The following is a 26061-nucleotide window of genomic DNA, read 5'->3' as shown; positions in this document are numbered from 1 at the left end:
TGGTAGCACTGAATACATCCTGATTTTTCACTGAACGATAGGTACAGCCCCTATACCTGTTCGTTGCATTTTTCATAGTTAATGAAAAACACAACAACCTATCGTATGTTGCTTGCCCTGTTGCCTGGCCTGTTTGCGCTGCCGGCATGGGCACAGTTTACGTTATCCGGCACCGTAAAGGACGCCGAAGGCGGAACCCTCCCGGGAGCCGCCATTACTGTCGAAGGCACCTTCAAAGGGACGACCGCCGATGCAACGGGAGCCTACAGGCTCACCAACCTGCCGAAAGGCGCTTACCAACTCCGGATTTCGCTCGTCGGTTATGAGGCCGTTACGCAGCCGGTTACCATCAGCCAGAATCAGAGCCTCAATGTGTCGCTCACGAAAAGTGTGGTGGCGGTCGATGAAGTAGTGGTTTCGGCCACCCGTGCCAACGAAAAGTCGGCCGTTGCGTATACCAACGTGACGCAGCGTGACATCCGCAAACTAAATCTTGGTCAGGACCTGCCGATGCTGCTCAACTTTACGCCATCGGTCGTAACAACGTCAGATGCGGGAGCGGGCGTCGGTTATACGGGCATCCGCATACGTGGTTCCGATGCCACCCGCGTCAACGTAACCCTGAACGGCATCCCGTATAACGATGCGGAATCGCAGGGCACTTTCTGGGTGAATATGCCCGATTTTTCGTCGTCAGTCAGCAGCATCCAGATCCAGCGCGGGGTGGGTACGTCGACCAACGGGGCGGGGGCTTTCGGGGCATCGCTCAACGTGCAGACCAACCAGCTGAACCGCGAACCATTGGCCGAAGTAAACCTGTCGGGCGGTTCGTTCAACACCCGCAAGGCCAATATACTGGCCAGTTCGGGGCTGCTGAAAGGCGGCTTTGTGATGGACGCCCGGCTGTCGGCGATCAAGTCGGACGGCTACATCGACCGCGCGTTTTCTGACCTGAAATCGTTTTATGTGTCCGGTGGCTGGTACGGCAAGAAAAGCTTTGTCCGCCTGAACGTATTTTCGGGTAAAGAGCAAACCTATCAGGCGTGGAACGGCGTACCGGAAGCTATTCTGGCGACCAACCGCCGCTATAACGAATACACCTACGACAACGAAACTGACAACTACCAGCAGGATCAGTATCAGCTTATTACATCGCATGAGCTGAGCCGCAGCTGGCGGCTGAACGTCTCGGGGTTTTATACCAAAGGCCGTGGTTACTACGAACAGTATCGTGAAGGCGAAAAACTCTCGAAGTACGGGCTGCCGAATGTGATTATCGGCCGCGATACGATCCGTAAAACCGACATTATCCGCCGGCGCTGGCTGGATAATGACTTCTACGGCTCTGTCTTCTCCCTTGATTACAACGGCCGCGGTCGGCTGACGGCCAATTTCGGCGGGGGCTGGAACCAGTATAAAGGCAAGCACTACGGCGAAATCATCTGGGCCCGTTTTGCCAGCACCAGCAACATCCGGCAGCGGTATTATGACGACGATGCCACAAAAACCGATGTCAACCTGTACGGCAAAGCGTTTTACCAACTGACAACGCGGCTGAACGGCTTCGCAGACCTCCAGGTCCGGACAGTCAACTATTCGTTCCTTGGCTTTAACAGCCAGTTGCAGAACGTGACGCAGGATGCCAGTCTGTCGTTTTTTAACCCGAAAGCCGGCCTGACCTATACCCTCGACGACCAGAATACGCTGTACGGGTCGTTCGGGGTCGGCAACAAGGAACCAAACCGCGACGATTATACCCAAAGTACGCCGACGAGCCGGCCGAAGCACGAAAGCCTGTATGACTGGGAGGCCGGTTTTAAGCGACAGGCGCAGCGGTATGCCTTCACGGCCAATGCCTATTACATGAACTACCGCAACCAGCTGGTGCTGACGGGTCAGATCAACGATGTCGGGGCCTACAACCGTGTTAACGTGCCGGCCAGTTACCGTGCCGGTATTGAGCTGGAACTGGCCACGGTATTGTCGCGGCAATGGCGCTGGAATGTCAATGCTACGTTCAGCCAGAATAAAGTAAAGACATTCACCGAGTACCTCGACAACTTCGATACCGGCGATCAGCGGTCGGTCACGCATACCAACACCGATATTTCGTTCTCGCCATCGGTCATTGCCGGTTCGCAGTTCATGTATACACCCGTCAAAAATCTGGAGCTGAGTCTGTTGACGAAGTATGTAGGGAAGCAGTACCTCGACAATACGCAGAACGAGAGCCGCAAGCTGAATCCGTACTTTGTGAACGATATCCGGCTGATTTACACCCTGAAGCCGAAATTTGCCGATACGATTGAGTTTACGCTCCTGCTCAACAACCTGTTCAGCGAGCTGTACGAGTCGAACGGCTACACCTATGCTTATGTCAGCGAGGGTAAGGTGCAGGCCGACAACTGGTATTTCCCGCAGGCGACCCGCAATTTCCTGGCCGGAGTCCGGCTGCGGTTCTAACAGAAAAGCGAGCTCATACGGGCTCGCTTTTTTTATGTTGTCTGGTTATGAGACATACTAAACTGTCCGTTGTAGATTGCCTGTGGATTGATATCCATATCGTCATCACCCCAAACCAGTACCCCGAAATCATCTAACTGCACACTGTCAAACAGCGACTTATCCAGAAACTTACGGATTAACGGGTTACCGCTCGTCAATAGAAAAGACTTCATATCAGCCACTTTCTCTACACCATCATCGAAGCAAACCCGGAGTCGATAATCACCCAGGATGTCAAACCGAACAATTTTCATCTGATTCGTTTGGTTATTTTCCGAAGTACCGGTTTTGTATGATAAACAAAGTAATTTACCCACTCTTCTACAATCAAATACTTGTATTCGTTCAAGAGTTTTTCAAGCTCTTTGCGCTGAGCCGGCGGGAAATCATCTTTACCCGCTACTCTTGAATAATGCAATGCGACAATCTCACGGTTATCTATTTCAAACTCTACTTTCAGCTCTACATCCGCTCCATATTGTGCGTGTATATGAATCGGTTCGTGCTCGTTGGAGTAAAAACGAATTACAATTCCAAGATACTCAAATATTTTAGGCATACCATACAGTTTAGTGCGTAGTTACGACGCCTTATTCGCCAAAAGACACGTATGATATAAAGGTAAGTGCGCAACTTTTCCGCTACCCGTTAGTTAATCTTACTACTGACAAACGCATTGCTTTATGTCGCAAACCGTACTTTTAACCGGTGGCACCGGCACCATCGGCCGCCGCTTAACCCAACTGCTTCAGGAAAAAGGCTATGCCGTGAGCCTGCTCAGCCGCTCAGCCAAACCGGTTCCGGGCGTAACGGTGTATACCTGGGATATCAAAAAGGGCACCATCGATCCGAAAGCCATCGAAACCGCTGATTACATCATCCACCTGGCCGGAGCCGGTATTGCCGATGAACGCTGGACGGACGCCCGCAAACAGGAAATTATCGAAAGCCGTACCCAGTCAACGGCGTTGCTGGCAACGGCTCTGACGAAATACAAACACCCCCTCAAAGCCTTTGTCTCCTCCTCAGCGATTGGCTACTACGGCGGCGATTCGGGCGACCGGCCGCAGGTTGAAACCAGTCCGGCGGGCACCGACTTTATGGCGCAGGTAGTTCGGCTCTGGGAGCGCTCCGCCGATCAGGTTGCCGCCCTCGGCATCCGGACCGTCAAAATCCGGACGGGTGTGGTGCTGACAATGGAAGGCGGTGCGCTGCCTAAAATTGCCCAGCCGATCAAGCTTGGCGTCGGGGCTCCGCTGGGTTCCGGACAACAGTATATGTCGTGGATTCACGTGGATGACATTTGCCGGATGTACATGCAGGCGCTGGAAGACAGCAGCTGGCAGGGCGTCTATAACGGCGTTGCCCCCGGACCGGTAACGAACGAATCGCTGACGAAGCAGATTGCCGGCATCCTGCACAAACCGTTGTTTATGCCCAATATCCCGGCCTTTGGCATTAAGCTGCTGTTCGGCGAAATGGCCATCGCCGTGCTGGGCAGCAGCAATGTTCTCAACAAACGGATTAAGGAAGAAACCACCTTCCGCTATGGCTTCCCGAACCTGACGGATGCGCTTCAGGATTTGCTGACGTAACGGATAGGTTCGTCCTCTTTTTCGTATATTTGTTTAAAGACAATTAGTTATGGAAGCGATCAGTGAAGTATTAACGATTCATAACGGGACAATTCACTATACACTGCCTGATCATTTCAAGGCAAAACGGGTACAGTTAATCATTCTCCCGGTTGATGATCCACAGGAAAAGATAAGCGACCAACCAAACCGAATCCATAGCCTGCGGGGTAGTATCAAGGGTAAAGAGGCTGACGCACTCGAACAGCATATAAAAGAGATTCGCAACGAATGGTAAAGCGTTATCTGATTGATACATCGGCAGTCAGCAAATATTTAGATGGACGGTTCACTGAATCAGGTTTAGTTTTTCTGGATGCTGTCTTCAGTGAGCCGCCGTTTATTTCAGTCATTACCAAAATAGAACTACTAAGCTGGGTAACCACTGAAGCTGATATTTTCCATAAAGTTGAAGTATTTGTCGAAGAATGTGTACTGCTATCATTAACGCCTGAAATAATTGATATTACAATTAACCTGAGACGTAAGCACAAAATTAAAACTCCTGATGCGCTCATTGCTGCCACCGCTCTGGCACACGATATGATACTCGTAACAGACAATGAAAAAGACTTCCTGAATATCAAATCATTGAGCGTTCTTAGTCCCAATTCATTACTCCCTTAGTATTCCTGAACCAACATGGCAGATGCATTTATTTTTGACGCCGTCCGGACGCCGCGTGGCCGCGGGAAAAGCGACGGGGCCTTACACGACATTCAGCCCATTCAGTTGCTGACCACTGTGTTACAATCCCTGCGCGACCGTAATGGCCTCGACACCTCGCTGGTCGATGATGTGATCATGGGCTGCGTGACGCCCATCGGCGAACAGGGCGCTGATATTGCCCGGACCGCTGTTCTGGAGGCCGGATACGCCGAGTCGGTAGCGGGTGTACAGCTCAACCGCTTCTGCTCATCGGGCCTCGAAGCCATCAACATGGCCGCGGCCTATGTCATGTCAGGACAGGTGGACGCGGTCGTGGCGGGGGGCGTAGAGTCGATGTCGCGGGTGCCGATGGGCTCCGACGGCGGTGCTTTGTTCATGAATCCGCAGATTGTTGCCCGACACAACATTGTTCCGCAGGGTATCTCGGCCGACCTGATTGCCACCAAACAAGGCTACAGCCGCCGCGATGTCGATACGTTTGCGGCGGAATCGTACCGGCGGGCGGTGGCGGCGCAGCAGGACAACCGGTTTGCCCGCACCCTGGTACCGCTGAAGGATTCAATCGGGATCACGGTGCTTGACCGCGACGAAGGCGTCCGGCCCGGCACAACGGCGGAAAGCTTATCGACCCTGAAACCGGCATTTGCCAATATGGGACAGATGGGCATGGACGCACTCGCCCTGCTCAAATATGCCGAACTGGTTCAGATCAACCATGTGCATCATGCCGGTAACTCCTCACAGATCGTCGACGGAGCAGCCGCATTACTGATTGGCAGCAAGGCATTCGGCGAACAGGCCGGCCTGAAGCCACGGGCGCGGATCAGGGCGTTTGCCGTGGTTGGCTCCGAACCAACCATCATGCTGACCGGCCCGGTTCCGGCCACGCAGAAAGTCCTTAAAAAGGCCGGCATGAGCATTTCCGACATCGACCTGTTCGAAGTAAACGAAGCGTTTGCGGCCATCCCGATGCTGTTTATGGACGCTTTCGGCGTCGATCACGGGAAGGTAAATGTCAACGGCGGCTCCATTGCACTTGGTCACCCGCTGGGCGCAACCGGCGCCATCATCTCCGCTACCCTGCTCGATGAACTTGAACGAACCGGCAAACAAGTCGGTTTATCGACACTCTGTATTGGCGGCGGTATGGGCATTGCCACGATTTTTGAACGCCTGAATTAGTCTGCCCGTCCGGCTGGTAATATTCGAATAGTATAAAATGAGTGTAGGTACATCAAAACTACATACACTCGTTTTATTACAAATTAGCCCATTCCCTCACCTTTTCCCGGAATTGTTCGTTTTTGATCGATTTTTGCGGTATCTTTATACAAGTTTTCAAAGACTCCGTATCCTGCATCGAATCAATGAGTAAAATAGTGGTTGTGACGAACAGAAACCGTCAAGAAGTCAACACCTTACGCCAACAATTACAAGCACAATATCCGGCACACGAATTAATCATGCAACCAACCTATACCTGCATGATGAAAGCATTACTCAGTCAACCGGCGTCACAGTGGCCCCAGTTAATTTTTCTGGATCAATATCATACAAATTCCGATACGTTTTCGAGCCTGAAAGAACTGAAGGCCGATTCACGTTTTCGTCATATTCCGGTACTTATGCTGGGAGCTATTGCTACCTATCATAAAATGCGGCAAAACCCGCATGTGATGGTATAAAGCACACAAGGCTGTATTTGTAAACGGGAGCGGTTCGTCAAGGGCCGCTCCCGTTTACTTGTCCGGCCCGTCAGACGGCATCTACCAGCCCATATGTTTCTTCCTGTGCCCTTGCTTCCGTAACCACCTCAATGGCCCGCTTCACTTTTTCGGTCAGGTGGACAATCAAACTCCCTGACCGGGCATGGTGGATGGCGTAGGTCAGCGCTTCGAGCTCGTCCGGTATACAACGGATCAGCTTCTGCTCATCGCCCGAGCGGATGCCATCGGTCAGTACCGAAATCAGGTCTTCAGACGAACGCCCCCGTCCGTCTTCATCCAGCCGGATGATCACCTCATCAAACAGAGTCGCGGCAATCTGCCCGAGCGCCACAATATCTTCGTCGCGCCGGTCGCCGACGCCGGTAATGATCCCTACCTTGTGGGTTGCCTCAACCTGCCGGATGTACTGACCGAGCGCCTGCAACCCGTGTGGATTGTGGGCATAATCGATGAGTACGGCAAAATCATTAAACTGAAACAGATTCATCCGGCCGGGCGTATTTGTACCCGACGGAATAAACGTCCGCAGCCCTTCGGCAATGTCTTCGGCCATTATCCCCTGACAGTATGCGGCGAGCGTTGCCGCCAGTATATTTTCGATCATGAACCCAGCCTTGCCGCCGAACGACAGCGGTACCGCTATCAGCTCAATGAGTTGCGTAACCTTCCCACCCTGCCGGATCGCAATGAAGCCACGGTCAATAACGGCCGCCAATCCGCCGGCCGCGCAATGCTGTTCGATAAGCGGATTGTCCGGCTGCGTGCTGAACAGCGCAATCCGGCACCGCAACTGCTCCTGCATCCGGTAGGTGTACTCGTTATCGGCGTTCAGCACCGCATACCCGTCCGGTTTCACGGTTTCGGGTACCACACGTTTGACATGTGCCATGTCGTCGAGGGTGTTGATATTATTCAGCCCCAAGTGGTCAGCGGCAACGTTTGTAACAACAGCGACATCGCACTGATCAAACGCGAGCCCCGAACGCAGCAAGCCACCCCGCGCACACTCCAGCACGGCTACCTCAACCGAGCTGTCCTGCAACACTTTACGGGCACTGCCCGGACCCGTACAGTCGCCCTGTTCGATGCAGTCCTGCCCGATATACACCCCATCGGTGGTGGTATAGCCGACCTGTTTCCCCGCCTGCCGGAACAGATGCGCCGTCAGCCGCGAGGTAGTCGTTTTACCGTTGGTACCCGTAATGGCGATGACCGGAATCCGGCCGGTTTCGTTGCCGGGAAACAACATATCGGCCACCGCCTTCCCGACGGGGCGTGGTTTGCCTTCGGAGGGGTGGGTATGCATCCGGAATCCCGGGGCGGCATTCACCTCAATCACCGCCAGCGAACCGGCTGCGGGCTCCTGCGAAATGTCTTCTGCAATCAGATCAATGCCGCACACATCGAGACCGATCAGCCGTGCAATGCGTTCAGCCATGGCAACAATGGCCGGGTGCACCATGTCTGTTACGTCGACTGCTGTACCACCGGTGCTGATGTTGGCGGTTTTCTTGAGAACCAGCACACTGCCCGCTTCCGGTATACTGTCCAGGGTAAGGTGTTGCCGGTGCAGCAGGGCCATTACACAGTCGTCAATGCTGATCCGGGTCAGCACATTGTCATGATCGTCGCCGCGGCGCGGATCGTTGTTGATCTGCTCAATCAGCTGCCGGATCGTCTGTTGCCCGTCGCCGGTAACGGAGGCTGGCATACGCAGCGAAGCCGCCTGTAGTTTGTAGTCAATGACCAGCAACCGGTAGTCGTTGCCGGTGATAAACTGCTCGATGATCACCTCTTCACTATGCGCCTGAGCACGGTGAAATGCCTCCAGCGCTTCTCCGGCCGTTTCGATGCAGGTGGTTACGCCACGGCCGTGATTGCCGTCGAGCGGCTTGACCACAAGCGGAAAAGAGACCCGTTTAAGGGCATCAGCCAGCGCATCCGGCGTATCAACCAGCTCACCCTGCGGCACCGGAATACCTTCCTGATCGAGCAATCGTTTCGTTTCGGCCTTGTCACAGGCCAGCTCCACCGCGATCACATTCGTCTGACTGGTCATCGTCGCGCGTATCCGCTTTTGCCGGGCGCCATAACCCAGCTGTATATACGAACCCTTGTTGAGCCGGATGTGCGCAATTCCTTTCTCCGTACAGGCATCTACGATGGCTTGTGTGCTGGGTCCCAGCTGGTTTGTGGTACACAGTTTTTTCAGCCTGTTAATGTCTTCCGCCAGTGCATACGGGTTGTTGTCGATCAGCGCCTGTGCGATCCGGACGGCGGCTTCAGCGGCATACCGCCCTGCTTCCTCATGCACATACGCAAACACAACCTGATAAACACCTTCTTTGCCGGTACCACGGGTTTTGCCGAATCCACAGTCCATACCAGCCAGCGTCTGGATCGCCAGGGCGATGTGTTCTATGACATGACCCATCCAGGTGCCTTCCTGCACACGCTCAAAAAAACCACCCGGATAGCCCTTCGAACAGCGGTGTTCATAGAGCGATGGCAGTAGTGTTTTCAGGCGCTCATAAAAACCGGGAATGGTGTTGGTCGGCGACTGTTCAAGTTCTTCAAGATCAAGGGTCATGGCCACCAGCTTCGGATCTCGGATCGACCAGTAGTTTGGCCCCCGGAAGCAGCGGATATCTACAATTTTCATGCGTTGAGTAATTTGGGCACTTTCGTCCTGTTCAAACTACCATTTGTGCAATTTGTTTAACAAAACCGGCGGAAAAGAGTCTGTAGAATAAGCCCGGTACCCTGCGGTTGCCGATCGCAGGGCGGGCGGTTGGATAAGGTAACCGGCTAAACTGCGCTGTTCTGCTGACCGGCGCTTTACTTTTGCAGCATGCAGATTAAAGGAACGTTGATCGCGATTGGCGGAAATGAAGCCAAAAGCCTGCGGCATAAACCCGTTCACGCACAGGACACCGTACAAAGCTTTATGACGTCGGGTATCCTGCGCCGGATTGTGTCGGAAATAAAGAACCCGAATGCATTTATTGAGGTAATTACGACCGCGTCGAGCATTCCGGAAGAGGTTGGGAGCCGCTACCAGCGGGCGTTCCGGAAGCTGGGGTTTCCGAATGTCCGGCTCATGCACCCGACCAGCCATGAACATGTCGACCAGCCGGAGTGCCTGGCGCGCATTGCAACGGCCGGGGCCGTGCTGTTTTCGGGCGGCGATCAGTTTAAACTCACCAGTGTGTTCCGCGAGTCGGCATTTGCGTCGCTGCTGCATCAGCGCTACGTAAACGATGAGTTTGTGATTGCCGGTACCAGTGCCGGCGCCATGGCTATGACCGACCTGATGCTGTATCCGGGCGCCGACCCGCTGAAACCGGATGTGTTGCTTTACCCCGGTCTGGCACTGATTCATAACGCCATTGTCGACACCCATTTTCTGGTCAGAGGCCGGTTCAGGCGGCTGGCCATTGCAGTGGCTAATCACCCGACCCACATTGGTATCGGCCTCGAAGAAGACACCGGTATTCTGGTCCGCAAAGGCAGCAGCGTAGAAGTGATCGGGTCGGGGCTGGTGACGATCATTGACGGCCGCAGCCTCGACGATCCCAACAAAACCGTCGAACGGGCGCGCCACGACATTTTCATCGAAAACCTGCTCGTACACATCCTCCGCGACGGCAACCACTTTACGCTCAAGGACAAGAAGCTGACGTAGGCGCTCTGTTAAAGCTTCTTAAATCCGTATCCGGCATTGATCGGGCGCTTATCTTTCCGGAAAATAAGCCCATGATCCGGTTACGCGTTCTGCTGCTTCTCTACAGAGAAATTTATCCGTTTACGGTTTTTACCTCCCTGCTGATATGGCTGGTTTCAGGATCGCCGATGCTGTCGTCCGCCCATTTTCTGTCGTTTGCCGCTTCGTTCTTCTGGATACGGCTGATATGCCAGGCCCTGATCTGGTTCTTATTCCGCTCGACGCGGCGTCAGGGCTTTGTCTTTTTTCACCATTTCGGCTTTTCTGAAACAGAACTGGCGGTTTATACCTATCTCTTCGACCTGATTTTCTTCTGTATATGGATTTATCTGATCAGTCAAATCCTGTAACCAGCCGGTTAGAGGCCGACAGCATCTGGCTGGAATATGACAACCGACGCATCCTGCAAAACATTTATCTCAAGGTCCCTAAAGGGCAGATTACCGGGTTGCTGGGCAGAAACGGGTGCGGTAAATCAACATTGCTGGAGGTTATTTACGGCATCAGAACGGCCCAGAACCGTTCGGTACGCATTGACGGGATGTTTTATGACAAAGTATATAAACACCGGAACCGGGTTGCCTACCTGCCGCAAAAGGCGTTTGTGCCGGGTCATTTGCGCATTAAAGAAGCCTTCGCGCTTTACCAATCCGATTTGGCTGCTGTCAGCGTGGTTTTTCCGGCCATAACAGACTTGTTGTCATACCGCATCGGCCAGCTATCCGGCGGACAGCAGCGGCTTGTCGAAACCCTTCTGGTTATTACCTCACCCGCTACCTTTCTGCTGCTGGATGAGCCGTTTTCCAACGTGATGCCTTTACACATTGAATTCCTCAGGCAATTACTCTTGCTGGTAAAAGTCAGGAAGGGTATCCTGATCACCGACCATTTTTATCAGGATATCCTGCAGATCAGTGATCAGGTTTATTTTCTAAGCACAACCGGCCATACAGTTCCGCTAAAACACCCCGAAGCCGATCTTCGTGAGCTGGGCTACATCCGGTAACTGTATGCCAACAACACGCTACCGCGGGCTGCTCTCAAAGAGCTTGAGGGCATCGTCGTCGTTGTTCTTCACAATGTGCGCTTTCAGCTGTGCTTTCAGGCTGGCCGTAATCGCTTCATAACCTTTGCTGCCGTACAGGTTTTTCAGGTTCTGCGGGTCTTTCTGAATGTCGTACAGCTCCCAGAAGTTTTCGGGGCCGTAGAACCGGGCAATTGTGTAGCGGTCGGTCCGTAGCCCGAAATGCGGTGAAACATGGTGCGGCTCGGGATACTCATAGTAATGGTAATACGCCTGATCCTGCCAGCTGGCTTTCTCATTGGTCAGCACCGGCAGGAAGGACTTACCCTGAAAATCGGCCGGTACGGCAGCGCCCATAATAGTCAGTAAGGTTGGTGCCCAATCGACATTCGAGACCACATGACGCACCTGAGTACCTGGTTTAATCACGCCCGGATACCGGATCACAAACGGCGTTTTGAGCGATTCTTCGTAAATCCAGCGCTTGTCGAACCAGCCGTGTTCGCCCAGATAAAAACCCTGATCGGAGGTGTATACTACGACTGTATTTTTAGCCAGTCCCGTTTTATCCAGGTACTCCAGCAGTTTACCGATGTTGCGGTCCAGCGAGTTGGCCGTGGCCAGATAATCGCGCATATATCGCTGGTATTTCCACTCAACGAGGGCCTTACCGCTCAGTTTTTTCTCGTCAAATTCACGGCTGATGCGGCCATAGTACTCCACATAGGCTTTTTTCTGCTCAGGCGTCATGCGGCGGTACGTTCCGTTCCGCACCAGATTATCCAGCTGCTTGTCCAGGGCCGGTGTCATTTCCTGATTCTGGAAACGGGCTTTATACAGGTCGGCTTTTTCCTGAGCCAGCTTTGCTTCATCCAGTCCGTAATCGGCGTTTATTTTCAGGTCTTCCTTGAGCCGCATTGTTTTGTCGATGCTCATGTCCTGCTTTTGGGCAGCCAGGCGGCCATCGTAGTTATCGTAAAACGTCGGCGGAATCGGGAAAGTCACCTTATCGTATGCGCCCAGGTCTTCAACCGCCGGTAACCACTCACGGTGCGTCGCCTTATGGCCTACGACCAGAAAAAACGGTTTCGACGGGTCACGCTTGTCGAGCCACTCCGTTGATAGCTGCGTAATGACGTCAGTCACATAGCCCGGATAGCGCTTCGTCTGGTTTTGGGAATTTACAAAATCAGAGTTGTAATAACTCCCGTGCCCCGGCAGGATGTTCAGGTAGTCGAAGCCATGCGGCAGACTGCCCAGGTGCATTTTACCGACCCAGGCAGTCTGGTAGCCGTTCTTCTGAAGTTCTTCGGGAAACACCGGCTGATTGATGTCGAACACCTTTTCGTTGAACTTATAGCCGTTGGTATGACTGAACTTGCCCGTCAGCAACGTGGCCCGGCTCGGTCCGCAGATCGAGTTGGAAACGACATTGTTATGCAGGATTGCCCCCTCCCGCGCAATGCGGTCGATGTTTGGCGTCCGCGCCAGCCGGCTGCCATATGCACTGATCGCCTGTGAGGTATGGTCGTCGGAAATGATAAAAATGACATTCGGTCGGGCAGGGGCGGTCTGTTTTTCCGGTATAAAGGCCGTAACGGCACCCAGCAGTAAACCGGCCATTACGGTACCTTGCACCCAGTTGGGCAGCGTATGAATGCGCATAAGCAGAAAGGTTAAGGATTAATTACTGACACTACCTATCAGCGAATAAAGCCCTGTTCCCGTTCGGTATAATGCTTCACAGACGTAAAAGTTAATTTCCGGCCCGAAAGTGGCAGAATGGTCCTCAGAAAATCGCGGCCTGACCGGCTTCGCCTTCGCGTTGCCAGCCACGGTACATACCCTCTGAATTGAAGACCAGCGCCACCTGCCCGGCGGGATCAACAGCAATCAGGCCGCCCTCCCCGCCGAGGGCTGTCATCTTATCCTGAATTACCAGCGTGCAGGCTTCCTGCAACGAGATCCCCCGGTATTCAACCAGGCATGACACATCGTAGGCCGTCACCGACCGGATAAAGTACTCACCGTCGCCCGTACACGACACCGCACAGGTCCGGTTGTTGGCGTAGGTACCGGCCCCGATGACAGGACTGTCGCCGATGCGGCCATATCGTTTGTTGGTCGTGCCGCCGGTCGACGTAGCCGCCGCCACATCGCCGTGATGATCCAGCGCCACCGCCCCGACGGTACCTAACGCCCGCGGCCGCACTTCGGTCTGCCGGCTTTTGCGCTGCCATTCCTCCCAGCGCATGTCGGTGTAGTAATACTCATCCGGGGCCGTTTCAATCTGCTGTTCACGGGCAAACTTTTCGGCCCCCGCCCCCGCCAGCATTACATGACCGGAACGCTCCATGGCTACCCGCGCCAATGTAATCGGGTTGCGGATATTGTGCACACCGGCAATCGCCCCGGCATTCCGCGTCCGGCCGCACATAATCGACGCATCGAGTTCGTGACGGCCCTCAGCCGTAAACACCGACCCGCGACCGGCATTAAACAGCTCATTATTTTCCAGCAGAATCGTTGTTTGTTCGACGGCGTCCAGCGCCGTACCACCACGGGCCAGAATGGCATAACCGGCATCCAGCGCCTGTTTCAGGCCGGCCAGATACACACGTTCGCGGTCGGGAGTCATTTCGGTGCGGCTGAGCGTACCCGCTCCGCCATGAAGCGCTAAAGCAATCATATCGTTGAAAAGGGTTTTGCGTTAAAACCGGAAAAGCAAGGCAAAGGTTATTGGGCGAATGAGTGATTGAGCGAATGAGTGGCATCCGCCAAAATACAGCCGCTAACCAGTAGCCAACCCGTTCGTTTCATTCATTCACTCAACCACTCATTCGCTCAATCACTCAATAATACCTATCTTTGCACCATGAAATCCACGATCGCACTGTTGCTTGGCCTGCTGATGCTGGCAGGAAGTCTGTTTCCGCAGACCGACGTGGAGGAAGTGTACAAACTACCCGGGCTGATTTCGCACTACCAGTTCCACAAACGGATTTCGGGCCCTGAATTCGATTTCTGGCAGTTTCTCGATCTGCATTATAACCCCGATTCACCGCACGCCAGAACCCCGCACAAGGGCGTCGGTATTCCGTTTTACAATCACCTGTCGACCGGCTTTGTCTTTATTCTGAGCATACCGCAACGCATGGTCCGTGTGACAGCAACCGTCACCACCCTGCCCGACCGGCCGTTTTACTACCAGAATCTCTATCAGTTTCAGCAGGCAAAGACCCTGCTCCAGCCGCCCCGTATCGGATAAATCACCGGAAACCTAACGTTTTGCGCTTGCCCGACCGTCTTACCGGCCGGCAGAAGCGCGTGTATTTCCTTTGATTTCATCCTACATGCTTCAACAAATCATTCAGTTCAGCATCCGCCGGAAACTGGCGGTTGTGCTGGGGGTATTAGCGTTGATCGCCTGGGGCGGTTATGCCTTTACCCAATTACCCATTGATGCCGTTCCTGATATCACCAACAATCAGGTGCAGGTTATCACCCAAACCCCGTCGCTGGCGGCGCAGGAGGTCGAACAGTTCATTACCTTCCCCCTCGAAGCCACCCTCCGGAATGTACCGGGCGTGATCGAAATCCGGTCTATTTCACGGTTCGGTCTGTCGGTGATTACCGTTGTTTTTGACGACGAAACGCCTACCTATCTGGCCCGGCAACTGGTGTCGGAGCAGTTAAAAACCGCCGAAAAAGACTTGTTAGCCGGTTCGCCGCAAATGGCACCGATTACGACCGGCCTCGGCGAAATTTACCAGTACGTGGTCCGCCCCAAAGCCGGTTTTGAGGGCCGTTATTCGCCCACCGACCTGCGGACTATTCAGGACTGGATCGTAAAACGTCAGCTGGCCGGTGTGTCCGGCGTGGTTGAGGTCAGCAGCCTGGGCGGCTACCTGAAGGAGTACGAAGTCAGTATTGACCCCGAGCGGCTCCGCGCCATGAATACCACGCTGACGGAGGTACTGAGTGCGCTGGCCGACAACAACGCCAATACCGGTGGCAGCTACATCGAAAAGGGGCCGGAAGCCTATTTCATCCGGGGCGAAGGAACGGTGCAGCAGCCCGGAGACATCGAACAGATTGTCGTGAAAACCCTCGGCCCTACGCCCGTGCTGGTGCGTGATGTCGCCACCGTTCAGATGGGGCACGCAGTTCGCTACGGCGCCATGACCCGCAATGGACAGGGCGAAGTGGTCGGTGGTATTGTACTGATGCTCAAGGGAGCAAGTTCCGAAAAAACCATTGCCGGTGTTAAGGAACGGATCGCGCAAATTCAGAAAAGCCTGCCACCGGGCATAGTCATCGAGCCTTTTCTTGACCGGAAAGTCCTGATCGACAAAGCCATCCGGACCGTCAGCCACAACCTCCTCGAAGGGGGCATTATCGTCATGAGCGTGCTGCTGCTGCTACTCGGCAACTGGCGGGCGGGACTGGTTGTGGCCTCGGTCATTCCGTTGTGTATGCTGTTTGCACTGGGCATGATGCACGTCTTCGGCGTATCGGCCAACCTGATGAGCCTCGGTGCTATCGACTTTGGCCTGCTTGTCGACGGTGCGGTGATTATCGTCGAAAGCATGATTTTCCAGATTGTGCATACCACGCTGAGCCGCCACAAAAGTATGGACGACATTGCACTGGACTCGGCAAGCCGGCTGATGCGGTCGGCGCTGTTCGGGCAGCTGATTATCCTGATCGTTTACGTCCCGATTCTGTCCCTGACCGGTATTGAGGGTAAAATGTTCCGCCCGATGGCACTCACCGTCGGCTTTGCCATTATCGGCGCCATGCTCCTTTGCCTGACCTACGTGCCCATGATGGCTGCCACCCTGCTCCGGAAAGACATTCAGGAGGAAGGCACCCTCGCCGACCGCATCATGAAAACCCTCCAACGCGTATATACGCCTTTGCTCGAAGGGGCACTAAGGGCGCAGAAAGCCGTGCTGGTGGGTTCAGTACTATTACTGGCAGGGGCCACCTGGCTGTTTACGACGATGGGCGGCGAGTTTATCCCCAATCTGGACGAAGGCGACATTGCCATCAGCCTGACGCTCAAGCCCGGCTCGTCGCTCTCGCAGTCGGTCGAAACCACACGCCGGGTCGAAACAATTCTGAAAAACGGTTTCCCGGAAGTTGTCCAGGTAATTTCGAAAATCGGGACGGCCGAAATTCCGACCGATCCGATGCCGATTGAGGCCGCCGACATCATGGTGGTGCTGAAAGAGCCGTCGGAGTGGACTACAGCCCATACCAAAGCCGAACTGATCGACAAAATGCGGCGCGCGGTAAGTGTGTTGCCGGGGCTTAATCTGGAATTCACCCAGCCCATCCAGCTGCGGTTCAACGAATTGATGACCGGGGTTAAATCCGACGTGGCCATTAAGATTTACGGGGAAAACCTCGATACGCTCTTTGCGCGGGCCAATCAGGCCGCCAACCGGCTAAAATCTATCCAGGGTGTCGGCGACCTTAAAGTGGAGCAGATAGTTGGCCTGCCGCAAATGCTGGTTTCCTACAACCGGGCGCGGCTGGCGCAGTACGGCGTTTCGGTTGCCAGCCTGAACCGGATTCTGAAAACGGCCTTTGCGGGCGAAACCGCCGGTGCTGTCTTCGAGGGAGAACGCCGGTTCGATCTGGTGGTGCGGCTCGACAGTGCCTATCGCAAAGACATCGACAACATCCGGCAGTTGTATGTCGACGTGGCAGGCGGGCAGCAGGTTCCGCTCGCCGAACTGGCCAATATCCGCTACCAGTACGCCCCGATGCAGGTCTCCCGCGATAATGCCCAGCGACGCATTACGATTGGGGTAAACGTACGTGGCCGCGATGTTGAAAGTCTGGTGAACGAAATGAAAACAGTCCTGGACAAAGACCTGCCGCTACCGCCGGGTTACCGCTACACCTATGGCGGGCAGTTCGAAAATCTCGTAAAAGCCAAGGCACGGCTGGGCATTGCCGTGCCGCTGGCTTTGCTGCTGATCGGCCTGCTGCTGTTCTTCACGTTCAACTCGGTTAGTCAGGCGCTGATGATTTTTACGGCTATCCCCCTGTCGGCCATCGGCGGAATCGCCGCACTCTGGGTTCGTCAGATGCCGTTCAGTATTTCGGCCGGTGTCGGCTTTATTGCGCTGTTCGGCATTGCCGTTCTGAACGGTATTGTCCTGATCAGCTACTTCAACGAGCTCGAAGCCGACGGCATCAGCAACGTCCTTGACCGCGTCCGGCGGGGTACCTCGGTTCGTTTCCGGCCCGTAGTCATGACAGCGGCGGTTGCCTCGCTGGGTTTTCTGCCTATGGCGATGTCCAGCTCAGCCGGGGCCGAAGTGCAGAAACCGCTGGCCACTGTCGTTATCGGCGGGCTGGTCTCGGCTACGCTCCTGACGCTGGTCGTGTTGCCGGTATTGTACAGCCTCGTCGCCACGCGTAACGCATCCTCACAAACCGCTCCGCCTGCCGGACAGCAAGCCGGAGCCTAATCTTTTCGACCCCATGCAATTAACCAATAAACTCGTTTTTATACTGGCGGTAGCCCTCTCCGCTGTTTTTTCGGCCTGCTCCTCCCATGAGCAGGCTACCGACCAGACCGCCCCTGAAGTCGCAACCGAAGCCCTGAAGCAGACCGTCCGGATTTCGGAGGAGCAGTTCCGGCAAACCGGCATTGTGCTGGGCCGCCCCGACACCCTGATGATGGGTAAAACCATTCAGGCAACGGGCAAACTGGAGGCCCCGCCCGAACACTGGGCTACCGTCAGCGCACCGATGGGTGGTTTCGTGCGGGCAACCCGTCTGCTGGAGGGGGATCGGGTGCGCAAAGGGCAGGTACTGGCAGTACTCGAACACCCGGACTACATCAAACTGCAACAGGAATACCTGCAGGCCGAGGCACGGCTGCATTTTGCCGGACAGGAACTGAACCGGCAGACCGAGCTGAACCGCGAGCAGGTCGGCGCCCGCCGGAATCTGGAACAGTCAACGGCCGATGTGCAGACCACAAAAGCGTTACTGGCCTCGCTGGAAGCCCAGCTGGAACAACTCCACATTTCGCTGCCGGAGCTGCGCAAGGGCCATATTCAGCGGACGATTCCGCTGCCGGCTCCCATTGGCGGTTATGTAGATAAAGTCAACCTAAAGATCGGTCAGTTTGTTAACAGCACGGATGTGCTGGTCGAGATCGTGAACAAAGAACATTTACACCTCGAACTACAGGTTTTTGAACAGGATGTGCCCCAGGTCCGGGAGGGGCAAACGGTCCGGTTCATGATTCCGCAGCAGCAGACCGGTGAGCTGACAGCGCGCGTGTATCGGGTCGGGCAGACCTTTGACCTGCAAACCAAAACCGTGACGGTGCACGCGAATCTGGTCAATGCCGATATGCGCCGGTTATTTCCGGGGTCCTACATCCGGGCCACAATTCTGACGGATCAGCGGCGGGTAATGGCCTTACCCGAAGACGCTGTTGTAAAAGAAAGCAGCGGGGCGTATGTTTATGTGGAAGACCCGGTTAAGGGAGCGCATCAATTCCGGCTGGTGCCTGTCAAAACCGGTATCCGCGAACAGGGCCGGATTGAAGTAACGCTTCCCGCCTCGTTGTCGCCTTCAGCCCGCATTGTGCGGTCAGGAGCCTATTTTTTAAGTGCCGAACGGGCAAAAGAAGCCTGAAAATGAATGAATAATGGACAATGAATAATGCCGGTCATGCCACCGCTACGCACCACATTATCCATTTTACATTAAACATTATCCATTATTCATTTCACATTAAGCATTGTTCATTATACATCAGATAAAATGAATCCAGCAGATTTTCCGACGGAACCACACCGTGCGAAGAAAGGCGAACAGTCGACCATTATCGGCATGGCTGTCAATGTCGGGCTAATGATTGTCAAGGGCCTGGCCGGTTGGTTCGGCAACTCCTATGCCCTGATTGCCGACGCCTTAGAATCAGCCACGGATCTGGTCACGTCATTTTTTGTCTGGCTTGGCCTCCGGACTGCCGCTCAGAAACCGGACGCCAACCATCCTTACGGGCACGGTAAAGCCGAGCCGCTGGCGGCCTTACTGGTGGCCATTGCACTCTGGGGTGCCGCCGGCCTGATTGCCGTTCAGAGCATTGAAAATATCCGGACGCCCCACGAAATACCGGCCCCGTTTACGCTGGCGGTTCTGGCCGGCGTTGTGATCATCAAGGAGGTGTTGTTCCGCAAGGTTACGAAGGTTGGCGAAGAGGTCGACAGCAACGCCGTGAAAGCCGATGCCTGGCATCACCGCTCCGACGCCATTACGTCCCTGACCGCGTTTATCGGCATTTCTATTGCCCTGATCGGCGGCCCCGGCTACGAAAGTGCCGACGACTGGGCCGCGCTGTTTGCGTCGGGGATCATTGTCTTCAATGCCTACCACATTTTCCGGCCGGCCTTCGGCGAGATTATGGACGAGGCTCCGCCGGGTGAATGGAAAAAGGAAATCGAGCAGATTGCCCGTGCCGTGCCGGGCGTGCTGGGCACCGAGAAATGTTTTGTCCGGAAAATGGGCTTTGAATTTTTCGTTGACCTGCACGTCGAAGTATCCGGCGACCTGACCGTCCGCGAAGGCCACGACATTGCCCATGCAGTTAAAGCCGCCATCCAGCGCGAAAAGCCCTATGTGTACGACGTGCTGGTGCATATCGAACCGGCCTGATCAATAAGAATCAGCTACAGCGTTCCGGCTTTTATTGGCTCATTGTTAACGTTGTAGCTGATTTTAATGTTACTTTGTTCGTGAACACGACAGCGATGTCTGTTCACCCCCATAAACTACTGTTTAGATGAACCGGACATTAATTACCCGAAGTAAGCGCATGCATGAAGCGCAGCTGATTATTCTGCGCCTTTTTGAGCGGGATATGACGGCCACAGAACTCGCCCAGCTGAAAGATACCCTCTCCGGTATGCTGGAGCAACAACCGGAATCTACGCTTGGACCACTCATTCACCCGAAAAGCAGCCTTCAGGAAGTCGCTAATTTCGGGCATGGCCTGTAAGTTATTTGCTGACTTATATGTCTACCGATGAATAGAAAAAAAACAATACAACACAAATAATCATATAATCTATATATAATTACAATCGGTACTATTCAAAAAAAATACCTGAAAAACAAATAGTTACCGTTTCCAATGTACTATAAAAAACAAACACTAAAACACCTGAGAAACGCAGCATTGGTGACTTTGGCAGGAACAACTTTGACAGCCTGCTCTCTTTCGCTCCCCTCGTTCAGACGATCAAGTCAGGCAACAGAAGTGTCGATCAATAATGCGACCTCCCAGGTTGAACCATTAAAAAGGAGCGAATACGAAACCCTCAAAATGACAAAAGGTCACGCCAGCAGCTCAACCTTTTATCTCCTTTTTTTCCCGATCGGGCGGCACAAGACGAACGCTGAATTGTACGATAATGCATACTATGAAGCAGTTGAAAATGCGGGCAATGCTGATGGTTTGCTACTCCCCCGTCAACGACATCGTAAACTGTTTATTCCGTTATTGATCGTAAACTATTCACGGCGGGATGTATCCGTTTCAGGGCTTGCCATTAAAATTAAGCCTCAGGATCGTAATGCGGGATCTCAGAAAATCGGAGAGTAAGTAACTGTCACGCATATACCTGAATAATATTAACCGGGCAGGCTTCTGCCGCCCGGACATTATCCTCATACTCGTCGAACAGAATATCGACCTGGTAAATCCCTTTCTTTTCCCTGGCTCCCAGCAGCACGCTTTTGCCGTCTTTCTTCGACATGCGCCACCGCTCATAGGCGATTTCTACGCAGGCATTGCAGCCAATGCAGTTTTTCCGGAGATGAACGATTTTAGGCATACCGGCTATGCATCAACGACTTTATACAGCTTATCCGACGGCCGGATTTTGCCCGTCACCGGCATCGAAATCGTGGCCCCTTTGGCCGCCTTATCCACATTTTCGCCCGTGGCCACGCGGATTTCCGCCGCAGTCAGCTCCATGTAGCCGGTTGTCGGGCCGGTCACGATCAGTTTATCGCCCTGGCTGATGTCATTGGCTTCGAGCAAAAACTCGCCGACACCAACCTTATCAAAATACTTCACCCCCTTGCCGATGTAGATTTTGCGTTTGGTCGCTACCGAACCGTGTACGTTGCTCCACTCGCCCATTTTCCGGCCCAGGTAGTAGCCATCCCAGAATCCGCGGTTATACACGCTCTGCAACTGCCCTTTCCAACCGGCAATTTTGTCGGCGGTGTAGGTTCCGGCCTGAATGGCGTCGACGGCTTCGCGGTAGCATTTCGTGGTAGTATAGACGTAGTCAGCCGCCCGGCCGCGTCCTTCGAGCTTGAGCACCCGCACGCCGGCCTCCAGGATTTTATCCAGAAAATCAATCGTGCACAGGTCCTGGGCCGACATAATGTACTCGTTATCAACCGCCAGCTGATAGCCCTCCTCTTTATCGGTGACGATATATTCGCGGCGGCAGTTCTGGATACAGGCTCCCCGGTTGGCCGACGCATTGTGCGAATGCAGGCTGAGGTAGCACTTGCCCGACACCGCCATACACAGCGCTCCGTGGGCAAACACCTCAATCTGCACCAGGTTACCCGACGGCCCGGTAATGTTCCGGCGTTTGATTTCACGGGTAATCAGACCAACCTGCTGCAAGGTCAGCTCGCGGGAGGTGACAATCACATCGGCATAGTCGGCAAAAAACTCGACGGTTTCGATGTTTGTTACGTTCGACTGCGTCGAAATATGAATCTCGACACCCTTCTTACGGGCGTAGTTCATCACGGCCAGATCAGAAGCAATGATGGCCGAAATGCCGCTTTCCTTCGCCTGATCCACAATCCGGCGCATCAGCGAAATATCGTGGTCGTAAATAATGGTATTGAGGGTAATGTAGCTTTTCGCGTTGTATTCCTTACACAGGGCCGCAATGGCCGGCAGGTCATCGGCCGTGAAATTATTCGTTTGCCGTGCCCGCATGTTCAGTTGTTCAATGCCGAAATAGACTGAATTTGCCCCGGCCTGTAAACCGGCCCGCATCGCTTCCCACGATCCGGCCGGTGCCATTACTTCGATACTATCCATCGCAACAAAAAGAGGTTAGCTCACCCGTCAGGTGCGGTGAGCAAATTTGCCGCAAAATTAAACAATTTGCGGCGGAGATACGGCCTGCCAGGACACTGATACTGATCAGTTCAGAAAACACGAACGGGCGCAGCCAACCCGCGTTGACTGCGCCCGTCCATCGCCGGCAAAGGCCTTATTTAACAGCGAGTGCCACGAATGTAGCTGGTTTCACAACCGCCTTTTTCTTAGCGGCACTGGTCATGGCCTTGTCAGTCTGCTTTGTGCAGCAGGCGCCTGCGCTCTTTTGTGAGACGGCGGTCACTTTGGCCGTACCCTCACAGGCTTTGGCTTCGGCACATTGGGTTTTGCAGCAACCTGCACCTGACTTGCATTTTTCTTTCGGACAATCAGGCGTTTGCGCGAACAGAGGAGCGGCCAGGCCGGCCAGCAGAAACAGGGAAAGAGCTGTTTTTTTCATTTTGTTTACGAGTTTAGTGGCACTGGTAAAACCACGGTACAAAGGTCGTGCCTAAGCTGTCACGACCCTGTTATCAACTTGTTACCGACTTGTTAATCTCACGGCCGGCCACCCCTTTTTACCCTATCTTTAGGGTATGAAAGTCATGAACCGGGAAATACCGCCTGTGCTGATCGCATCGGTGGTTGCCGTGATGGCGCTGGTGATCTCCCAGCTGATCTGGATGCGCCACTCCCAACAGTTATCGGATCAGTTGTTCAGCCAGCGTGTCAGCATGGCCCTGTGTTCGGCCGTTGAACGGTACGACGACGGGGCCCTGTGCCGGAACGGGTGTCTGGCTACCCAGCAGGGTACGATCACGATCCGGCATATTACGGGGCAGATTCCGACGACGCTCACCAGCAGTCCGGCTTTCCGGGCCGAACTCGACAAATCGCTCCGGTTCCATGGCATCAATGCCGTTTATGAACTGGCCGTCTATCCGACCCGCCAACAGGGAACGGCCGTTTGTCAGTCGGCCGTTACGCTGCCGGATGCCAAAGGCCAGGCCGCCTTTCTGACCCTCACCTTTCCGGACAAAGACGCTTTTATTCTGAATGGCATGAGCTTCATGCTGGTCACTACCCTGCTGATTCTGGCCTTCATTACCACAGTACTGCTACTGGTCAACTGGTCGTTGATCCGGCAAAAACGGCTGTTGCAGACCAATATTGACGTTTTCAACAACATGGCCCATGAGTTCAGGACGCCGCTCAGCAGCATCAGCCTGGCCGCGAGTATGCTCAGCAAACGCCATCCTGAGCTCAGGGATAATCAGCTGGTCGATGTGATCCGGCGGGAGAACACCCACCTGCTGGGCGAAGTCGAGCGGGTACTGCATCTGGCCAGTATTGAAAACGGCGACTATGTGCTTCAGAAAGAATCGGTGTCGGTGAAACAGTTGATCCAGTCGGCCATCAGCAGCCTGTCGATGGCTATCTCCGAACGACAGGCCACCGTCTGCGTTGAGCAGTTAACCGACCTGACCATCGCGGGCGACCGGCAGCATCTGGTGAGTGTTTTCCGGAATATTCTGGACAATGCCCTGAAATACACTACCGGCCAACCCCATATCTCCATTGCGGCCAAACCCCACGAGCAGGGTGTGCTGATTTCGTTTCAGGATAACGGCATCGGCATTCCGAAGGCGCAACGGGAGCTGATTTTCGAAAAATTCCAGCGGGCGCATACCGGCGATGAGCAGCTCCGGAAAGGATTCGGGCTGGGGCTGGCCTACGTCAAACGCATGGTTGAACTCCACAAAGGGTATGTGCTTGTCAACAGCGAAATACAGCAGGGAAGCCGTTTCGACATTTTTTTACCCGCCATATCATGATGACAAAATCTAAAATATTACTGGTTGAAGACGACCTGAGCATGGGCTTTCTGCTGAGCGAATACCTGGAAGAAAACGGTTTCGAGGTAAAGCTTTGCCGGGATGGCGAAAGCGGGTTGTCGACCTTCCGCCGGAGCCATTTCGACCTGTGCATTCTCGATGTGATGATGCCGCGCATGGACGGGTTTACCCTGGCACAGGCCCTTCGCGGCGAAAATGCCGGTATTCCCTTTCTGTTTCTGACGGCCCGTTCCCTGAAAGACGATAAACTGAAAGGCTTCGCCCTGGGCGCCGACGATTACATCACCAAACCGTTTGACGAGGACGAGTTGCTGTGCCGCATCAACGTATTATTGCGGCGGCAGCCCGCTGCTTCGACGCCGGCCGATGTGCACCGCTTCACCATCGGCAGCTATGCCTTTGATTATTCGCGCCAGGAACTGAGCTGGCAACATGAAACGTGGCGGCTGACCGGAACGGAGGCCGAAGTGCTCCGGCTGCTGTGTATCAACCAGAATCAGATCCTCCGGCGCGACGATGCCGTTGAAGCCATTTACGGCAAAAAAGACTATTTCCTCGGCCGCAGTTTCGATGTGTTCATCTCCAAACTGCGCAAACTCCTTCAACATGACCCGACTGTCAGTATCGACAATGTGTTCCGGGTTGGCTTTATCCTGAATATTCCTGAAATACCGGCGTAATTGGTTGGCTGTCTGCACAAAACTTTACGTATCAGGCAGTAGAAGCAAGGTGGAAATAACTTTTGCAATCGGTTGCATTTGTACTGTTTCATAGACAAAATTGCACCCTAATAAGTCCCTTTTCCTAAACCTTAGCGCATTAGTGTATGAAACCTGTCTTGCTGACGGCGGCTCTGTTCTGCCTGCTCGGGCGGCTGCTGCCGGCCTGTGCCCAGCAAATTTCCAAAGAGGAACTGATTTTTCTGACGCCCGAATGGAAGGGCGAACGCTTCCCTGACGGCCGGCCAAAAGTACCCGACGCCATCCTGAAACGGATGAAACTGGTGACGCATGAAGAAGCCTGGGCCGTGATGAAGGGCGAGAACTTCAAATACCAGTTTGCCGGTGGCTGGCAGCAGATCAACCCCGACAGTGTACTGGTGGGCCGTGCCGTAACGGCCACGTTCATGCCCGGCCGGCCGGATGTTCACCGCGTGATCGACAAAAAAGGCCACGAGAAAGACGGCCGTGTCAAATCACAGAATGCATGGCCGATTGACATGCTCACCAAAGGCGATGTATACGTGGTCGATCAGTTCGGGATGCACGAAGACGGCCCGACCATCGGTGACAACCTCGGCAACTCGATTTATGCCAAAACCGGCAACGGAATTGTCTACGAAGGCGCGGTCCGCGACATTGCCGGTCTGAAGGAAATCGGTGGGTTTACGTCATACTTCCGCAGCTATCACCCGTCGCACCACCTCAACAACCCGGACGGAGAACTGAACACGACGCTGGTCGGTATTAACCACCCGACCCGCATCGGCAAGGTAATGGTAATGCCCGGCGACGTGGTCCTGGGCCGCGACGGCGGGGTGATTTTCATTCCCCCTCATCTGGCCGAAAAGGTTGTTAAAACGTCCGAAATCATCCGGCTGCGGGATATGTTCGGCCACCAGCGCCTGCGCGAGCAGAAGTATACGCCGGGACAGATCGACAGCCGCTGGTCGGAGGACATTGAGCGGGACTTTTCGAAATGGCTGAACACCTACATCGACCGGCTTCCCGTGCCCAAAGAACAGATTCAGGATTATCTCAAAAACCGGACCTGGTAACCCCTTCGTATTCTTAACCTTCTGCATAC

General features: G+C 54.2%; 26 protein-coding genes. 18 read left to right on the top strand and 8 right to left on the bottom strand.

Features of this window, described 5'->3' with window-relative positions; translation table 11 throughout:
* The first annotated feature begins 81 nt into the window (after positions 1–81).
* Positions 82–2463: a TonB-dependent receptor gene (locus tag AC23NW_RS01645; RefSeq protein ID WP_487447277.1), complete on the top strand. Its 2382-nt coding sequence runs from the start codon at positions 82–84 to the stop codon at positions 2461–2463.
* Positions 2464–2495: 32 nt separating this feature from the next.
* On the opposite strand, the gene AC23NW_RS01640 is transcribed toward AC23NW_RS01645, so the two are convergent.
* On the bottom strand, positions 2496–2759 hold the full coding sequence (locus AC23NW_RS01640) for a DUF2442 domain-containing protein (protein ID WP_487447275.1): 264 nt from the start codon (positions 2757–2759) through the stop codon (positions 2496–2498).
* Positions 2756–3064, bottom strand: coding sequence for a DUF4160 domain-containing protein (locus AC23NW_RS01635; protein WP_487447273.1), 309 nt, complete (start codon positions 3062–3064; stop codon positions 2756–2758). Before AC23NW_RS01635 ends, AC23NW_RS01640 begins: the two co-directional genes overlap by 4 nt.
* Positions 3065–3188: 124 nt before the next feature.
* Here AC23NW_RS01635 and AC23NW_RS01630 point away from each other — a divergent pair, with 124 nt between their 5' ends.
* The 5 genes from AC23NW_RS01630 (at position 3189) to AC23NW_RS01610 (ending at position 6493) form a co-directional block, all read left to right on the top strand.
* Complete coding sequence (locus AC23NW_RS01630; RefSeq protein ID WP_487447271.1) at positions 3189–4100, top strand: TIGR01777 family oxidoreductase; 912 nt, start codon at positions 3189–3191, stop codon at positions 4098–4100.
* A gap of 49 nt (positions 4101–4149) precedes the next feature.
* On the top strand, positions 4150–4377 hold the full coding sequence (locus tag AC23NW_RS01625) for a hypothetical protein (RefSeq protein ID WP_293840582.1): 228 nt from the start codon (positions 4150–4152) through the stop codon (positions 4375–4377).
* Positions 4371–4766, top strand: coding sequence for a type II toxin-antitoxin system VapC family toxin (locus AC23NW_RS01620; RefSeq protein ID WP_487447269.1), 396 nt, complete (start codon positions 4371–4373; stop codon positions 4764–4766). The genes AC23NW_RS01625 and AC23NW_RS01620 overlap by 7 nt, the downstream gene beginning before the upstream one ends.
* 15 nt (positions 4767–4781) lie before the next feature.
* A complete protein-coding gene (locus AC23NW_RS01615; RefSeq protein ID WP_487447267.1) occupies positions 4782–5990 on the top strand; it encodes an acetyl-CoA C-acetyltransferase in 1209 nt (402 codons plus the stop codon).
* A 281-nt stretch (positions 5991–6271) separates the two neighbouring features.
* Positions 6272–6493, top strand: coding sequence for a hypothetical protein (locus AC23NW_RS01610; protein ID WP_487447265.1), 222 nt, complete (start codon positions 6272–6274; stop codon positions 6491–6493).
* Positions 6494–6563: 70 nt separating this feature from the next.
* On the opposite strand, the gene cphA is transcribed toward AC23NW_RS01610, so the two are convergent.
* Positions 6564–9197 (bottom strand): cyanophycin synthetase, encoded by a 2634-nt coding sequence (gene cphA, locus AC23NW_RS01605; RefSeq protein WP_487447264.1) that lies wholly within the window; start codon positions 9195–9197, stop codon positions 6564–6566.
* A 189-nt stretch (positions 9198–9386) separates the two neighbouring features.
* On the opposite strand from cphA, the gene AC23NW_RS01600 reads away from it, so the two are divergent.
* From AC23NW_RS01600 to AC23NW_RS01590, 3 genes are all read left to right on the top strand, one after another.
* A complete protein-coding gene (locus AC23NW_RS01600) occupies positions 9387–10220 on the top strand; it encodes a cyanophycinase (RefSeq protein WP_487447262.1) in 834 nt (277 codons plus the stop codon).
* A gap of 71 nt (positions 10221–10291) precedes the next feature.
* On the top strand, positions 10292–10609 hold the full coding sequence (locus AC23NW_RS01595; RefSeq protein ID WP_293840594.1) for a hypothetical protein: 318 nt from the start codon (positions 10292–10294) through the stop codon (positions 10607–10609).
* A complete protein-coding gene (locus AC23NW_RS01590; protein WP_487447260.1) occupies positions 10579–11265 on the top strand; it encodes an ATP-binding cassette domain-containing protein in 687 nt (228 codons plus the stop codon). The genes AC23NW_RS01595 and AC23NW_RS01590 overlap by 31 nt, the downstream gene beginning before the upstream one ends.
* 18 nt (positions 11266–11283) lie before the next feature.
* Here the strand turns inward: AC23NW_RS01590 and AC23NW_RS01585 are convergent, their stop codons facing one another.
* Both AC23NW_RS01585 and AC23NW_RS01580 read right to left on the bottom strand, forming a co-directional pair.
* A complete protein-coding gene (locus AC23NW_RS01585) occupies positions 11284–12948 on the bottom strand; it encodes a sulfatase family protein (protein WP_487447258.1) in 1665 nt (554 codons plus the stop codon).
* Between the two features lie 124 nt (positions 12949–13072).
* Positions 13073–13972, bottom strand: coding sequence for an isoaspartyl peptidase/L-asparaginase family protein (locus AC23NW_RS01580; protein WP_487447256.1), 900 nt, complete (start codon positions 13970–13972; stop codon positions 13073–13075).
* Positions 13973–14158: 186 nt separating this feature from the next.
* Here AC23NW_RS01580 and AC23NW_RS01575 point away from each other — a divergent pair, with 186 nt between their 5' ends.
* From AC23NW_RS01575 to AC23NW_RS01550, 6 genes are all read left to right on the top strand, one after another.
* Positions 14159–14551, top strand: a complete 393-nt coding sequence (locus AC23NW_RS01575; protein WP_293836255.1) for a hypothetical protein — start codon at positions 14159–14161, stop codon at positions 14549–14551.
* 85 nt (positions 14552–14636) lie between these two features.
* Positions 14637–17771, top strand: a complete 3135-nt coding sequence (locus AC23NW_RS01570; RefSeq protein WP_487447254.1) for an efflux RND transporter permease subunit — start codon at positions 14637–14639, stop codon at positions 17769–17771.
* A 13-nt stretch (positions 17772–17784) separates the two neighbouring features.
* A complete protein-coding gene (locus tag AC23NW_RS01565; protein ID WP_487447253.1) occupies positions 17785–18954 on the top strand; it encodes an efflux RND transporter periplasmic adaptor subunit in 1170 nt (389 codons plus the stop codon).
* A 129-nt stretch (positions 18955–19083) separates the two neighbouring features.
* Positions 19084–19977, top strand: coding sequence for a cation diffusion facilitator family transporter (locus tag AC23NW_RS01560; RefSeq protein WP_293836259.1), 894 nt, complete (start codon positions 19084–19086; stop codon positions 19975–19977).
* 127 nt (positions 19978–20104) lie between these two features.
* A complete protein-coding gene (locus AC23NW_RS01555) occupies positions 20105–20320 on the top strand; it encodes a hypothetical protein (RefSeq protein WP_293836262.1) in 216 nt (71 codons plus the stop codon).
* A 135-nt stretch (positions 20321–20455) separates the two neighbouring features.
* Positions 20456–20926, top strand: coding sequence for a hypothetical protein (locus AC23NW_RS01550; RefSeq protein ID WP_487447252.1), 471 nt, complete (start codon positions 20456–20458; stop codon positions 20924–20926).
* Between the two features lie 7 nt (positions 20927–20933).
* Here AC23NW_RS01550 and AC23NW_RS01545 read toward each other — a convergent pair whose 3' ends face one another.
* The 3 genes from AC23NW_RS01545 to AC23NW_RS01535 all read right to left on the bottom strand — a co-directional run bounded on the left by AC23NW_RS01545 (position 20934) and on the right by AC23NW_RS01535 (position 22859).
* The gene (locus AC23NW_RS01545; protein WP_293836263.1) at positions 20934–21158 is read right to left on the bottom strand and encodes a ferredoxin; all 225 of its coding nucleotides are present in this window, start codon (positions 21156–21158) and stop codon (positions 20934–20936) included.
* Positions 21159–21163: 5 nt separating this feature from the next.
* Positions 21164–22399: a peptidase U32 family protein gene (locus tag AC23NW_RS01540; protein ID WP_487447251.1), complete on the bottom strand. Its 1236-nt coding sequence runs from the start codon at positions 22397–22399 to the stop codon at positions 21164–21166.
* 175 nt (positions 22400–22574) lie between these two features.
* Positions 22575–22859: a hypothetical protein gene (locus AC23NW_RS01535; RefSeq protein WP_487447249.1), complete on the bottom strand. Its 285-nt coding sequence runs from the start codon at positions 22857–22859 to the stop codon at positions 22575–22577.
* Between the two features lie 136 nt (positions 22860–22995).
* On the opposite strand from AC23NW_RS01535, the gene AC23NW_RS01530 reads away from it, so the two are divergent.
* The 3 genes from AC23NW_RS01530 (at position 22996) to AC23NW_RS01520 (ending at position 26032) form a co-directional block, all read left to right on the top strand.
* Positions 22996–24234: a sensor histidine kinase gene (locus tag AC23NW_RS01530; protein ID WP_487447248.1), complete on the top strand. Its 1239-nt coding sequence runs from the start codon at positions 22996–22998 to the stop codon at positions 24232–24234.
* A complete protein-coding gene (locus AC23NW_RS01525; RefSeq protein WP_293836269.1) occupies positions 24231–24935 on the top strand; it encodes a response regulator transcription factor in 705 nt (234 codons plus the stop codon). Before AC23NW_RS01530 ends, AC23NW_RS01525 begins: the two co-directional genes overlap by 4 nt.
* Positions 24936–25081: 146 nt before the next feature.
* A complete protein-coding gene (locus AC23NW_RS01520) occupies positions 25082–26032 on the top strand; it encodes an RraA family protein (RefSeq protein ID WP_487447246.1) in 951 nt (316 codons plus the stop codon).
* Positions 26033–26061 lie beyond the last annotated feature (29 nt).

Source organism: Arsenicibacter sp. R0_47, assembly GCF_057652235.1.
This window is presented reverse-complemented; position numbering and strand designations above follow the sequence as displayed.

What these genes read in the sequence shown, in the direction of transcription:
- AC23NW_RS01645 (WP_487447277.1), top strand. Translation starts at nt 82, where the DNA reads ATGAAAAACACAACAACCTATCGTATGTTGCTTGCCCTGTTGCCTGGC.
- AC23NW_RS01640 (WP_487447275.1), bottom strand. Translation starts at nt 2,759, where the DNA reads ATGAAAATTGTTCGGTTTGACATCCTGGGTGATTATCGACTCCGGGTT.
- AC23NW_RS01635 (WP_487447273.1), bottom strand. Translation starts at nt 3,064, where the DNA reads ATGCCTAAAATATTTGAGTATCTTGGAATTGTAATTCGTTTTTACTCC.
- AC23NW_RS01630 (WP_487447271.1), top strand. Translation starts at nt 3,189, where the DNA reads ATGTCGCAAACCGTACTTTTAACCGGTGGCACCGGCACCATCGGCCGC.
- AC23NW_RS01625 (WP_293840582.1), top strand. Translation starts at nt 4,150, where the DNA reads ATGGAAGCGATCAGTGAAGTATTAACGATTCATAACGGGACAATTCAC.
- AC23NW_RS01620 (WP_487447269.1), top strand. Translation starts at nt 4,371, where the DNA reads ATGGTAAAGCGTTATCTGATTGATACATCGGCAGTCAGCAAATATTTA.
- AC23NW_RS01615 (WP_487447267.1), top strand. Translation starts at nt 4,782, where the DNA reads ATGGCAGATGCATTTATTTTTGACGCCGTCCGGACGCCGCGTGGCCGC.
- AC23NW_RS01610 (WP_487447265.1), top strand. Translation starts at nt 6,272, where the DNA reads ATGCAACCAACCTATACCTGCATGATGAAAGCATTACTCAGTCAACCG.
- cphA (WP_487447264.1), bottom strand. Translation starts at nt 9,197, where the DNA reads ATGAAAATTGTAGATATCCGCTGCTTCCGGGGGCCAAACTACTGGTCG.
- AC23NW_RS01600 (WP_487447262.1), top strand. Translation starts at nt 9,387, where the DNA reads ATGCAGATTAAAGGAACGTTGATCGCGATTGGCGGAAATGAAGCCAAA.
- AC23NW_RS01595 (WP_293840594.1), top strand. Translation starts at nt 10,292, where the DNA reads ATGATCCGGTTACGCGTTCTGCTGCTTCTCTACAGAGAAATTTATCCG.
- AC23NW_RS01590 (WP_487447260.1), top strand. Translation starts at nt 10,579, where the DNA reads ATGGATTTATCTGATCAGTCAAATCCTGTAACCAGCCGGTTAGAGGCC.
- AC23NW_RS01585 (WP_487447258.1), bottom strand. Translation starts at nt 12,948, where the DNA reads ATGCGCATTCATACGCTGCCCAACTGGGTGCAAGGTACCGTAATGGCC.
- AC23NW_RS01580 (WP_487447256.1), bottom strand. Translation starts at nt 13,972, where the DNA reads ATGATTGCTTTAGCGCTTCATGGCGGAGCGGGTACGCTCAGCCGCACC.
- AC23NW_RS01575 (WP_293836255.1), top strand. Translation starts at nt 14,159, where the DNA reads ATGAAATCCACGATCGCACTGTTGCTTGGCCTGCTGATGCTGGCAGGA.
- AC23NW_RS01570 (WP_487447254.1), top strand. Translation starts at nt 14,637, where the DNA reads ATGCTTCAACAAATCATTCAGTTCAGCATCCGCCGGAAACTGGCGGTT.
- AC23NW_RS01565 (WP_487447253.1), top strand. Translation starts at nt 17,785, where the DNA reads ATGCAATTAACCAATAAACTCGTTTTTATACTGGCGGTAGCCCTCTCC.
- AC23NW_RS01560 (WP_293836259.1), top strand. Translation starts at nt 19,084, where the DNA reads ATGAATCCAGCAGATTTTCCGACGGAACCACACCGTGCGAAGAAAGGC.
- AC23NW_RS01555 (WP_293836262.1), top strand. Translation starts at nt 20,105, where the DNA reads ATGAACCGGACATTAATTACCCGAAGTAAGCGCATGCATGAAGCGCAG.
- AC23NW_RS01550 (WP_487447252.1), top strand. Translation starts at nt 20,456, where the DNA reads ATGTACTATAAAAAACAAACACTAAAACACCTGAGAAACGCAGCATTG.
- AC23NW_RS01545 (WP_293836263.1), bottom strand. Translation starts at nt 21,158, where the DNA reads ATGCCTAAAATCGTTCATCTCCGGAAAAACTGCATTGGCTGCAATGCC.
- AC23NW_RS01540 (WP_487447251.1), bottom strand. Translation starts at nt 22,399, where the DNA reads ATGGATAGTATCGAAGTAATGGCACCGGCCGGATCGTGGGAAGCGATG.
- AC23NW_RS01535 (WP_487447249.1), bottom strand. Translation starts at nt 22,859, where the DNA reads ATGAAAAAAACAGCTCTTTCCCTGTTTCTGCTGGCCGGCCTGGCCGCT.
- AC23NW_RS01530 (WP_487447248.1), top strand. Translation starts at nt 22,996, where the DNA reads ATGAAAGTCATGAACCGGGAAATACCGCCTGTGCTGATCGCATCGGTG.
- AC23NW_RS01525 (WP_293836269.1), top strand. Translation starts at nt 24,231, where the DNA reads ATGATGACAAAATCTAAAATATTACTGGTTGAAGACGACCTGAGCATG.
- AC23NW_RS01520 (WP_487447246.1), top strand. Translation starts at nt 25,082, where the DNA reads ATGAAACCTGTCTTGCTGACGGCGGCTCTGTTCTGCCTGCTCGGGCGG.